Source organism: Paenibacillus sp. FSL L8-0641, assembly GCF_038006265.1.
Taxonomy (GTDB): Bacteria; Bacillota; Bacilli; order Paenibacillales; family Paenibacillaceae; genus Paenibacillus; species Paenibacillus polymyxa_D.
Window position 1 is genome coordinate 773,898 of sequence record NZ_JBBOUW010000001.1, and the last position, 12,756, is coordinate 786,653.

The 12,756-nt window shown below is 46.8% G+C and carries 7 protein-coding genes; 3 read left to right on the forward strand and 4 right to left on the reverse strand.

The window, feature by feature from the left end; translation table 11 throughout:
- Nucleotides 1-2: 2 nt before the first annotated feature.
- Nucleotides 3-1,682 (reverse strand): spore germination protein, encoded by a 1,680-nt coding sequence (locus MKY16_RS03400; protein WP_029515882.1) that lies wholly within the window; start codon nt 1,680-1,682, stop codon nt 3-5.
- Nucleotides 1,683-2,088: 406 nt separating this feature from the next.
- On the opposite strand from MKY16_RS03400, the gene nirB reads away from it, so the two are divergent.
- Nucleotides 2,089-4,518 carry a nitrite reductase large subunit NirB gene (nirB, locus tag MKY16_RS03405; RefSeq protein ID WP_029515881.1) on the forward strand — a complete coding sequence of 810 codons (2,430 nt, stop codon included), beginning with the start codon at nt 2,089-2,091 and terminating at the stop codon, nt 4,516-4,518.
- A 39-nt stretch (nt 4,519-4,557) separates the two neighbouring features.
- Nucleotides 4,558-4,887 carry a nitrite reductase small subunit NirD gene (gene nirD, locus MKY16_RS03410; protein WP_029515880.1) on the forward strand — a complete coding sequence of 110 codons (330 nt, stop codon included), beginning with the start codon at nt 4,558-4,560 and terminating at the stop codon, nt 4,885-4,887.
- A 68-nt stretch (nt 4,888-4,955) separates the two neighbouring features.
- Here nirD and MKY16_RS03415 read toward each other — a convergent pair whose 3' ends face one another.
- The 3 genes from MKY16_RS03415 to MKY16_RS03425 all read right to left on the reverse strand — a co-directional run bounded on the left by MKY16_RS03415 (nt 4,956) and on the right by MKY16_RS03425 (nt 10,799).
- Nucleotides 4,956-6,284: an exosporium glycoprotein BclB-related protein gene (locus tag MKY16_RS03415; RefSeq protein ID WP_340884271.1), complete on the reverse strand. Its 1,329-nt coding sequence runs from the start codon at nt 6,282-6,284 to the stop codon at nt 4,956-4,958.
- A 234-nt stretch (nt 6,285-6,518) separates the two neighbouring features.
- Nucleotides 6,519-10,409, reverse strand: a complete 3,891-nt coding sequence (locus tag MKY16_RS03420) for an immunoglobulin-like domain-containing protein (protein WP_340884274.1) — start codon at nt 10,407-10,409, stop codon at nt 6,519-6,521.
- A gap of 48 nt (nt 10,410-10,457) precedes the next feature.
- Complete coding sequence (locus tag MKY16_RS03425) at nt 10,458-10,799, reverse strand: phage tail protein (RefSeq protein WP_029515877.1); 342 nt, start codon at nt 10,797-10,799, stop codon at nt 10,458-10,460.
- A 247-nt stretch (nt 10,800-11,046) separates the two neighbouring features.
- Between MKY16_RS03425 and MKY16_RS03430 the strand changes: the two genes are divergently transcribed.
- Nucleotides 11,047-12,747 (forward strand): spore germination protein, encoded by a 1,701-nt coding sequence (locus MKY16_RS03430; RefSeq protein WP_340954114.1) that lies wholly within the window; start codon nt 11,047-11,049, stop codon nt 12,745-12,747.
- Nucleotides 12,748-12,756 lie beyond the last annotated feature (9 nt).

A 12,756-nucleotide genomic window follows, 5' to 3' on the forward strand; every position in this document is an offset into this window, starting at 1 on the left:
CATCATGGTCTACGCCTTTTTTGCTGCGTTTTCATCATAACAGGTCTTCGTTTCATTAGAGATATAGGAGCTCGGATGTACATATCTTTCAAGTCGCTTAGACGCATCGGGGAAAAGGGAGTCACATATGGGACGCCGAAGCTTTTCAATTTCGTCAGATGGATACAAATCAACAGAAAGAACAATATGGTTCCGAGCATCCCCAGGATTGCTGCAAAGAGCATGCCGACGAAACGCAGTAGGCGCAAGGTAATGCCCGCACTGTATGTCGGTATCGAAAATGAAGAAATGGCAGTTACCGCAACCACAATCACCAGGAAGGGGCTGACGATGCCCGCATTTACAGCAGCGTCGCCGATGACCAAGCCTCCCACAATGCCCATTGCAGGACCAATGGGTTTGGGCAATCGGATGCCGGCTTCCCGCAGGATTTCAATCGAAATTTCCAGAATCATGACTTCAATGACGGAAGGAAAAGGGACGCCTTGACGGGTCTGAATGATGCTAATGACCAGCTTGGTCGGAATCAAACCGGGATGAAATGAAATAAAAGAGATATACAAAGCAGGGCCCATCAGCGCTATGAAAGCTCCAAAAAATCTCAGCAAACGTAAAAGTGAACCTGGAATCCAGCGTTCATAATAATCCTCGGGAGATTGAAGCAGCATACTGAAGGTCACCGGGACAATAAGTGCAAAGGGAGTCCCGTCCAGAAGAATGGCTATTCTTCCTTCCAGTAATGCATTAATGACACGGTCGGGTCGCTCTGTGTTGTGAACCTGCTGGAACGGACTTAAATAATTGTCTTCGATGAGTTGCTCCACATAACCGGATTCAGCCAAAAAATCCATATCTATTTTTGATATTCTGCGGTTTACTTCTTCAAGAAGATCCGGATTCACAATATCCTTGATGTACGCGACAACCAGATCCTTTTTGATTCGGCTTCCCACTTGAAATTTCTTCATTTCCAGACTTTTATTTAAGCCCTGGCGTCGAAGCATCGAAGTATTTTCACTTAATACTTCCGTAAAACCGATTCTGGGACCCCGAAGTAGTGCTTCAGAGGTTGGTTCATTGACGGAGCGAATGGCGCCATTAGGCGAGCCTACCAGTAGTGCTTCCTTCATTCCTTCAATTAATAAGGCAGTATGACCTAAAAGGATGAACTCGTGCAGTTCCTCCATACTGGTAACTTCACTAATTTGCGTAAGTGGCATCAAGCTATCTTTTATAAAAGAGCTACTTATACTTTCCGGCTGTTCCTGTTGGTCCTGCTGGCCCTCAAACATCAAGACCTCCAATACCTGATTGCTCATAAGCTTTTCATCCTGCATGCCTTCTATGAAGACTAATACGGACCGAGCATGAAATTTTTTCAACATAAACTCACGAAAATGCACATCACTATTTCCGCCTATAGACTCTCGGATCGAATTTAAATCGGAATCGTAATTCCCTGTAATTTTAGAGTTTGGTTTATTCTGTTGATCAAGGTGCCCTTCGTTATTTTCATCGGAGAGCGGCCGACCGGAAGAATGTTTGGATTTCGCTCCCTTACTACCGACAAACGAATAAATCGAGGTGTTTATATAATAAATCCCTAAAGGAATAATCAACGCGAGGCCTGCTTGAAAGAGTATACTCCAGCTCGGAATATAAGAAATTATTTTAGACCACAAGATGACCACCTCCAAACGAATCAATTCTAAGATACAAGTTGTCCCTAAAGTATTCCTTATAAAGGTTGTATTTACACATGAACTGGAAAGATTCGTTCGATGACCAGAGCAAATGATCATCAACTACACTATTTTTAAATCTAATCATTACGGCAGATCTCACACGAAACACTTCTGTTGTTGTTATAGAGCTATCTAGCACTGAGAGCCAGTGTAGAGAATGGAGCAAAATCCCTTGAAACGGAATAGGGAAATCCCTAAATATTCTTAATTTTAACTACATTGTGATTCTAGTCACATATAGCTCTATCTGCTGTATTAAAATAGAAGCATAAACAATATTCATTAGAAACGTAGAGATGTCGTCGGATAGGAAGTAGCGTCGAATGAATGGAGGAACCGGTATATGATAAACAGTAAAAAGAAGCTTGTGGTTATAGGGAACGGGATGGCTGGTATCAATACGGTCGAACAAATTTTAAAATTAACAGATAAATATGAAATTACAGTCCTGGGAAGTGAGCCGCATCCGAACTATAACAGGATCATGCTCTCTTATGTGTTGGAAGGTAGTAAAACAATAGATGATATCATACTGAACGATTTGCAATGGTATGCGGATCAAGGGATTACTTTATATACAGGAAAAATGGTTAAAAGTATCGACGGTGAGAACAAGAAGATTCTCACCGAAGACGGACTGGAAATTGATTACGATGTGGCTTTGGTGGCTACTGGTTCACAATCGTTTATTCTGCCTATTCCGGGTAAAGAATTACCGGGAGTTATTGGTTTCCGAGATATCGCCGATTGCTCGGCAATGCTGGAAGCGGCAAAGACCTATAAAAAGGCCGCTGTCATTGGTGGAGGTCTGTTGGGGCTGGAGGCAGCTAAAGGCCTGGTCAATCTGGGGATGGATGTTACGGTCGTTCATTTAATGGAAGATTTGATGGAACGTCAGCTAGACCGGGAAGCCTCTGCGATGCTAAAAGCAGAACTAGAACGCCAAGGAATCAAGTTTGCTATGCAAATGCAAACTTCGGAGGTGTACGGTCAAGATCGCGTACAAGGATTGCGGTTTTCAGACGGAAGCGAGCTGGAAGCGGATTTGGTCGTTATGGCGGTTGGGATCAAGCCTAATATTCAGGTAGCTGTGCAAAGTGGTATGGAAACGAACCGTGGTATTGTAGTCGATGATTTGATGAGAACCTCTGTGCCGGATGTATATGCTGTAGGGGAATGTGTTGAACACCGCGGAATCTGTTATGGTCTGGTAGCTCCGCTGTTTGAGCAGGGAAGTGTCATTGCCAAACATTTGGCAGGCGCGGAAACTGAAGGTTATATGGGATCGGTGGTTTCCACCAAGCTCAAAATTTCAGGGGTGGATGTTTTCTCAGCTGGCGAATTCATAACCCAGCCTGAACATACGGTGATTGTTGCAAAAGATGAGTGGAAGCGGACCTACAAAAAAGTGCTGCTTCGTGAAAATAAGATTGTTGGAACTGTACTGTTTGGCGATGTGAGCGAATCTGCTAGCCTGCAAAAATATGTGCGTCAGCAAACATTGATGACAGATGAAATATATGGACAGCTCATGGGTACTGGATGCAGCAATCACGGGTCGAAAACATCATCCGCTGAAACGATGGCCGATGATGAAATTGTGTGTGGCTGTAACGGTGTTACTAAAAAGGCCATTGTTGATGCAATTAATGACAATGGGCTGACTACAGTCGATGAAATTAAAGCATGTACCGGAGCAACTCGTTCTTGTGGAGGATGTAAGCCGGTCGTGGAGCAGATTCTACAATATGTTCTTGGAGACAGCTTCAAGACGTCAGCCAAGCAAGGAATATGTAGCTGCACAACATTGAGCCGGGACGAGATTGTGGAAGCGATCAAAACCAAAGGGCTGACAACAACGCGTGAAGTTATGAATGTACTGGGTTGGCATAATGATGAAGGTTGCTCCAAATGCCGGCCGGCGCTGAATTACTATCTGGGAATGATTAACCCGGACACCTATGAAAATGAGGGGGATTCCCGTTTTGTAAATGAGCGATTGCACGCAAACATTCAAAAGGATGGAACGTTTACAGTTGTTCCTAGAATGTACGGCGGTGTAACGACCCCAGAAGATTTGAAGAAGATAGCAGATGTTTCTCTTAAATACAACGTTAAGGTCGTTAAAGTAACAGGAGGACAGCGGCTTGATTTGATCGGTGTCCGTAAAGAGGATCTGCCTAAAGTATGGGAAGAACTCGATATGCCGTCGGGGTATGCCTACGCGAAGTCACTTCGTACGGTTAAAACCTGTGTTGGATCGCAATTTTGTCGGTTTGGTACACAGGACTCGATGGGAATGGGAGAAGTGTTGGAACGGAAATTCGAACGACTGGATTTCCCGGCAAAATTCAAATTAGCGGTTAATGGATGTCCACGCAACTGTGCGGAATCATGTACCAAAGATATCGGAATCGTAGGTAATGATGGGGGCTGGGAGATCTTTATCGGTGGTAATGGCGGTATTAAAGCACGGTTGGCTGATTCACTCTGTAAAGTGAAAACCGACGCCGAGTTGATTGATATTGTAGGTAGCGTAATGCAACTCTACCGCGAAACAGGACAATACCTGGAACGTACTTCGGAGTGGGTGGAACGGATCGGTCTGGAAGAGATTCAGAAAGCAGTCGTTCAGGATACAGCTAATCGCCAAGCTTTAGTAGAACGTATCGAATTTGCACTGCAACAGGTCGAAGACCCTTGGAAAAAGATCATCAATGATGAGGATTCACGCAAAAATTTATTCGAGGTTGTCACCCCGTCTATTGTGTAATTGTATCTAAAATGCCTGAGGAAGGGAGCAATCAAGCAAATGATCAAAAATGCCGAATGGCTTGTCGTCGGTCACAGTAAGGATTTTCCGATCAGAATAGGACGTACCATCCACATCAAAGGTGTCGAAATTGCTGTTTTTCGCACTTCGGAGAATGAGCTTTATGCCGTTGAAAATATCAATCCTCATCCCAAAAGAGGTCCTCTTACAGAGGCGATAGTATCTGGTCATTATATCTATGATCCTTTATATGACTGGAAAATTGACCTGCAGACAGGCATCGTTCAAGAGCCTGATCACGGACAAGTTAAAACGTTCGCTGTTTGTGAAGAGGGAGAAGAAGTAAAAATATCGCTCGAAACGGTTTAGTTCATCTGATGGAATACAAATAAAAAGGGCTCAACAGGACAATCCTGTTGGGCCCTTTTCGGCTTGGATCAGGTAATGGTAATGCCTGCACTCGCATAACCCACCACGGTGTTGAGGAGGGAGGCTCCTGTAGCCGTTGCTGAGAAGACCATAAGTAGACGGGTCTGCGCGGTTACGGGTATAGCCAATTCGGTAGTAATACCACTAGAGATCGTTCCCAAAGCAACAATGTCAGTCAGTGGGGGAGTCAATATAACGGTAGCTCCGGGAATCGCTGTGAAGGAATTATTAGGTGTTGGGGAACTAAACAACTGGGCAGTAATGCTAACGGATGATGCTAAGAGGGTCAGAGCAGCTGTTGTACTGAAGTAACCAGCAATAGAGGTAATTACGCCATCCCGTGGTACGGAAAAAGCAAAGTTAATAAGCGGTCCTACAAGCGTACCTGTGAGGTCAATGGTATCGCCTACGAGGCCAATACCTGTAGCTGAGCTTCCGAAGCCGATCAAACTTGTGGTTCCTACCAGCCCACCAAGAACAGTTGTCAGTGTAGCAGGCCCTCCGGAAGCAAACGGGATGATGGCTCCCGAGCCGGTGGCTCCGGTAATCCCTGTAACGCCCGTAACACCCGTGGCCCCAGCGGGTCCGACAGCGCCAACTGCGCCCGGTAGACCATCGGGCCCCGTAGCACCCGTAGCGCCGACAGGTCCGGCAGGGCCTTCCGGTCCAGCGGCCCCGATAGGCCCAGCGGGCCCAGCGGCGCCCACAGGTCCCGCAGGCCCGTCAAGGCCCACAGGTCCGGCCGCTCCGATAGGTCCGGGAGCCCCTTGTGGCCCTGGTCCACCTGCTGGTCCAGGCGCACCGCCGGGTCCCACCGGTCCTGGAGGTCCTGGAGGCCCTGGAACCCCTGGAGGCCCTGGGGGTCCTTGTGCACCGGGCTCCCCTGACAAGTATGTTTCACCTAATACGTTGCTAACCATCGTTCCAGCGATTCTGATCGCGTTGATTAAGCTGTCTTTAAGAGCAGGATCGAGGGATTCTTGTAAAACGATGGACAATAGCGCATCCAGCAATTGTTGCAGTGCAGTACCTACGCCGATCGGCGAGAAAGGTGTAGCTTCTAACGCAACAATAGCAAGCTCCAGCGCTGCCAGTAAGTCTGCCTTGGCCCCGCCGCGAAGCCTTAAGCTTTTCGCCAGAGACAACAGACGTCTTAAAACCTGTTGCAAGGAAGATACATTAGCCGCAGAAGGGTTTGCGAACACGATGGGGATAATCGCGGTCATTTCATTAATCAGCCTGAGAAGATCTTCGATACTTCTATTTACTCTTGTTGGTTTACAGTCTTCATCTTTTTTTGATGCACCACTGAACCTGAACGGTTTTTTATGTTTCATGCTCAAATATCTCCTCCTGATCGTTCTTCCTACAGTAGAGGTGACAGGTGGTTCATCGCCCCGTTTCGCAGATACTCATAATATATTTTCTGAAGCGAAAAGGGTGAATGACCAAGCAAAAATGATTGTTGAAGGCTCCTACATAAAATACACATAAAAAATACGGCCCCCCGAAAAGCTTGGAGGCCGCGTTGTATTGGCTATACTCATCTGATCTATGAAACTTGAAAATTCTTATTTAAGCATACGTACTAACAGTTCAGCCATCTCACCTCTGCTGATAGCCGCTTTTGGCTTGAGCGTTCCATCTGGATAACCGCTGATCCAGCCGGAGGATACTGCATTTTGGAATGCTGTGGAGGCCCACGCTGAAATCTGCTGCTCATCCTTGTAGGATTGCAGTGCAGTAGTGCTGGAAATGGATGTCTGATTCTGCATCGCGTGTGACAGGATCACCATCGCCTGTTCACGGGTAAGGCTTTCATCAGGTCCGAAAGTTTGAGCGGTTAGCCCTTGAATCCATCCCTGACGGTAAGCAGAATCCACAGCTGATCCAGCCCAGTGTCCCTTCATATCTGTAAATGAGGTAGAAGGGCTCTCATCTCCAGCAGTTCCCAATGCTCTGGTCAGTATGGCTACAAATTCTGCACGGCTTACAGCGCGCTCAGGACGTATGTTGCCGTCTTTATAGCCTTGTATCCAGCCTTTGTCTGCAAGAGATTGCAAGGACTTCGCAGCCCAATGGCCTTGTACATCTGGCCATACTTGAGCTAGCTCTTGCGAATCTGACGAATTGATTGGGGCATTTTGCACACGGGTATGACCGGTTTGAGGCTTTGCATCTGTGGCGATGGCAAAGGTACCTAACCCGGTCGTATTCAGACTCACACCCGACAAAATCCCTTTTGAATCCATTACAGCAGTACCTTTTAGAATCTCACGCTCGCTATTCTCATGAATAACAAGAATGGAGAACTGGGGCTCTGCATTGTGTAACTCACCTAAGGATTCGTTATCCAGCGGTAGAATGATGGTCGATGTCCCTGTCACATTAGCTTTGATGTCTGTAACCGGACCCATCAGCGTCAGGCTGGATTGTTGCTCAGCCCAATCACGGATCTGCTGTGCACGCTGTACATCTACCTGCTGGAATGACAATGTAACGTCCTGCTGACCTGAGGCCATGCTGGTTAAGGTGTCACTGGATATCCTCAGTGTTCCATATCGGGATATTACCGATGCACCCATCTTATCCCACTTATTCAGTAAAGAATGAGGAAGGAGAACACGACTCATTTGTTTTTCCTGCTCCAAACGAATGTCTGCGTATGCTTTGCCCTCACGAAGTGCTTGCTGTATCTGCTCATCCAGAAATGCCGGCGAAGGAACAAAGAGGGAGAACTCTTTCCCTTGTTCGGAAAATCCGATCTGTGGCACGAAAGTAGATAGATCCTCAGTCTTATCTTTGTTAGATTTGCCTGTATTCGCAATTACCTTGGCAGGAACGGTGACTTCTATGGCTTGCGTCAAAGCATGAGAACCATCACTTACCCTCATAACATCCAGCATGATAGTTACAACGGAAGGAGTACCTGCTTGAACAATAGTTCCGTCTGTACGCACGATGTCTGGCTGGCTACTGCTGCTGATGGTCACACGGAAACCATCAGGTACAACAGGCAACCTGAGCAATGTATCACTTGTTGTAGGAGGTGTTATGCTTGTGATGGAATCGGCAACGCGCTGCGCGGTTAACCCTTGCGGATACACTAGCCCTGACGGAGCGCTCTTCATGCCATTTACGTTCTGTAGCACATAGTAGGTGGCTCCTTCAGGAACGGGTATAAATGTATATCTACCCTCTCCGGAAGCAATTCCTTCCGCTATAAGCTCCTGCTGAGCATTGTACAGCTCAAGCCGTGCGTTCGGTAAGGCGCCTGTAACGATCACAGAGGCTATATCCTCATTGCCTGCTGCGGCTGTAACAGCACGAGGCAGCACGTTTATATGGCGTTCTGCAGGCTCTGCCGTCCAACCCCCGTTGTCGCTATAAGCATAGTTCAATACATATACACCAGGTACATTTGTATCAACATTCCCGCTACCTGAAAGCTCAGGGAGCAGGATATTGCCGTAAACACTGTCCAGTACGCTGGCTCCTGGATCAGTGAAGCTGTCGCCGGTTTCCAGAACAATTGGATTACTGCCGTTCAATCGTACGTAAGGTGTATTCGGCAATGCCTTCAGCACTGTGATCGTGAATGTTCTTTGTACAGAAGCTGCACCTTTAGAAATAATGGCAATTAATTGTACATTCGCATCACCGTCTGTATATTTAGGCCGATTCACCTGACCACTATTGCTGAGGATATCCGGTTGATCCGAAGACCAGTCAATCTGGGTGTCAAATGCTCCTGTACGAGGCAGAGCAATGGAATCCTTAATCCCTTGCGGATAATCCAAATTTAGTGTATTTGCTGCCAAATTTACGGCTTCATCAGCACTTACGGGCAGTGCGGGCACGAGCAGGCTGAATGTTTTTCGCAGCTCAACCCCGCCTCGTGACACAACTGCTTCCAGCGTGATGGTCTGATCGCCTTGCACATAGCTTGGGAATGTTACATGCCCCGTATGATCCAGGAACTGGGGCTGAGTCGATGACCATGACACCTGAACACCATTCAATGCGTCTTTTGGCAAATATACGTCTCCGGTTACTGTAGTCATTGGCAACTCAAGCGCCCTGTATGCTGCGTCAACGGCTTCTGTATCGCTCATGGGCAGACGGAATACATGCGCAGTAAAATTCTTTGTTTTCGTTAAGCCTGCAAGTTGCAGGGTAGCCGTTAGGATAACGTCAGTATCTCCACTACTATAAGAGGGTCTGGTGAGTGTTCCATCTGATGCAATGACAAGAGGTTTGGACGAGGACCATTCGATCTGCGTACCACCATAACCGGATAATGGGAGAGATATATTTTCTGTCAGCGCAGACAAATCGCCAAGCGAGAGGGCACCTGCTGCTTGATCCAATGTATCATGTGCAGTTATCTTCGGTACGGTAACTTCGAAAGTTTGAGTATCCGAGGCGGTTCCTTTTGCAATCGTAGCTGTAAGTTTTACTTTTCGGTCACCCAGATCGTACCGCGGGCGTGTGACAGCCCCCTCATTCGTAATGACGTCAGGAGTATCCGAACTCCAGCTCACCGTCGTATCATTCAATCCAGTGAGGGGTAGTGTCAGATTTTGAGATACCGAATCAGCTGTATCTCCAGATGCAAAGCCTAAAGCAAGAGCGGCTTTTGCCTGTGCAACTCTCTCGGCATCGGTAAGTATAATCACTTTAACCTCTGAGGGAGTGCTCTCCCCTTTAGCATTCACAGCCTGAACCGTATAAATTGCTTCACCTGGCGGCAAGGCTGAAGTGTCTATGAATTGGGTTAAGCTGCCTGTATAGAGCGTTACGCTATCTCGTATGACTTTGTATGATGTTGCATAAGGAACAGCATCCCAGCTTAACTCCACTGTATTTCCATTTTTGGTTCCTGCAAAATGGCCCGGAGCCTGTGGAATAGGCAATTGCTCCCCATAAGCTGCGAATTCCATGATGGAAGTCCATTGATTGTTTCTTGCATTTCCTTGATCAATAGTTAATCGCAAGTATCGTGTAGTTACAGGGGCAATGCTCTTTTCAACATTAGAGCTTTCATTATTCTGGACGGTATCTACAGTCACCCAATTAATTCCGTTGCTGCTTGTCTGCAATCGGAAACTGTATGGATCACGTTGATCGTTCCATCCATAATGGACACCCATACCTGTAACAACATATCGATCTACGGTATACCAATCTCTCAGATCTACCTGGATCCATTTTTCACCATTGCTTGCCTGATACCAGCGGCTTGTTGGCTCGATTGACCCATCTACCGCTCTGGAGGGATCATAGGGTTGCGTGTAACCGCTTGAGCTTACAGGCTTGTGCAACACTACATTTTCCCAACCGGCAGCATGTGCCTCATTCGTCCCTATGAGCAGGAACGCACCGCCGATGAATGGCAGCAATGGAACCAGCAACCGATAGGGTTTCAATTTGTTGCGTGTGAAGTTATTGCCTTCGAGCACGCTATCACCTCTTCTTTATTAAATAGCACACTATTGAGCGTATTCATCTTATGGGCGGGACGGGTATGCCCCTTCGGTTGCGATGTAGTAGTTTACATTTGGCAACGGGGAAGCTCCGCGCAAGTCAGGCAATGCAAATGTGCTCATTCCATCGCCGCCAAAATTAGTGCCCAGCAGGCTAAATAATGCTGAATTCTGAGCAATGCTCAAGATCTGGCCCTCGCATTTTAGCCAACCTTTAGGAGCGAACATGTACGGGTACACCGTAATTTCCCCAATATAAGGCTCATAACCTGCATGTGCCTGTTTGGGACTGATTGCCGTTCCACCTAACAAAATGACCGCTAACAAACTCAACACAGCGGTTTTCTTCCAAAAATGATTCTTCATACCTACAACTCCTTTTTAGATTCGAATAATGGACCACGAATTCAACAAATTTGTGACATTAGTCATAGAATGAATAGATATTATCATGGATTTCTACATTTGACACTACAGTTCATCTATCAAATTCACCTTTTTATTCCTTTTGTGAGCAAAGAAATTTATTCCATCCCACCTATCGTCCATGCATCTTTTTTCTAATCCAGGTAAATCTATATACAAATCCTATGGAAGTAAAGGAGGAAAGAACGTGTGGCAGGTCATCGGAACTCATATACCCAAATGGAACGTATGGATAGAAGCTGTCTTTTTGTTCATCATACCTTTGATTATTTTTCTGACGGTACGACAAATTAAAGCGATGGATGGTCGAGAGAGCAGACGTATGGAACGATTAAAGCTTCTAGAAGAAGAAGACCGTTCGGAGCAGGCAGATCGCAACCCGTCTGTAAGTGAGGCAGAGAAGGAAAAGGGAACCTTTACCGAAGATTATGAGGCGAATATAGAAAAAGTCAGACAAGCCGTCGCGGATATGGCAGATGTGAACGAACGATCTATTTTCCTGGGAAAACTGAACGCTGTAGGTACACTTTTTTTTGTGGATGGATTAACAGACAAGGTTGGCATGGATCAGAACATTTTAAAGCCACTGATGGATTGGGGCAGTTCAGGACAAGGCGGGGAGGATCTTCCGAGAGGAAAAGAGCTTCGGGATATGTTTATTCGTCAGGTCATGCTGGTATCGGAGACAGAGTATACGTTAGAGGTGCAGTTCTCCTTGCAAAAGGTGCTGTTCGGTTCTGTCATACTTATAATTCAGGGCATACCCGGCGCTTTTGTGCTGGGTACACCCAAAGGGAATACACGAGGGGTGGAGGACCCGATATCGGAATCGGTGCTGCGAGGACCGCGAGTCGGTTTTACCGAGACCCTCAGCGATAATACGGCAATGCTGCGCAGACATGGAGAAAGTACGGAACTGGCCATGTCGTCCTTCAAAGTTGGAAAAAGAGTGGAGAAGCAGTTGATGGTGGTGTATTTCAGAGACATTGCCGACCCGGAGCTTGTGGATGAGGTGAAGCGGCGGGTCCAAACCATTGATATGGATGAGGTATTGGAGTCGGGCTATGTGGAGCAGCTTATTGAGGATAATTTTCTTAGCCCCTTTCTGCAAATTCAAAATACGGAGAGACCGGATCGGGTCATGGCTGCATTGCTGGAGGGACGTGTGGCGATTCTGCTGGACGGTACACCTTTTGCGCTTCTTATGCCTGTAACGTATGGGATGATGCTCCAGTCCCCCGAAGATTATTATGAACGATGGATACCGGGTTCGCTTATACGATTCCTTCGTTTTATGGCAACTTTCATATCGCTGTTCGCCCCGGCGCTCTATATCTCCTTTATCTCGTTTCATCCCGGATTGATTCCAACCAAGCTGGTCATTTCGATTATCAGTGCGAGACAGGGGGTCCCATTTTCGACACTGATTGAGGCCCTGATTATGGAAATTTCCATCGAAATTTTACGCGAGGCAGGACTTCGGCTCCCCAAACCCATCGGTCCAGCGATGGGCATCGTTGGCGGTTTGATTATTGGACAGGCCGCTGTTGACGCTGGGATTGTAAGCCCGATTCTCGTAATTGTGGTGGCCGTTACAGCGATTTCTTCCTTTTCAGCCCCTGTATACAGCGCTGGGATTTCCATGCGTGTCATGCGCTTTGGAGCCATGTTTACGGCGGCCACCTTCGGGTTGTATGGCGTAATCATGTTTTTCCTAATGCTGAGTATTCATATGGTTAAATTACACAGCTTCGGTGTGCCGTTCCTGAGTCTAACGGTCCCCCGTTCGTTGAAGGACTGGAAAGATTACTTCATACGAGCACCGCTGCAATTTATGAAAAATAGACCCATTCTTTTGAAGCATAAAGACCCTAAGCGACAAGGATGAGCTCAACAC

What these genes read in the sequence shown, in the direction of transcription:
- nirB (WP_029515881.1), top strand. Translation starts at nt 2,089, where the DNA reads ATGATAAACAGTAAAAAGAAGCTTGTGGTTATAGGGAACGGGATGGCT.
- nirD (WP_029515880.1), top strand. Translation starts at nt 4,558, where the DNA reads ATGATCAAAAATGCCGAATGGCTTGTCGTCGGTCACAGTAAGGATTTT.
- MKY16_RS03415 (WP_340884271.1), bottom strand. Translation starts at nt 6,284, where the DNA reads ATGAAACATAAAAAACCGTTCAGGTTCAGTGGTGCATCAAAAAAAGAT.
- MKY16_RS03425 (WP_029515877.1), bottom strand. Translation starts at nt 10,799, where the DNA reads ATGAAGAATCATTTTTGGAAGAAAACCGCTGTGTTGAGTTTGTTAGCG.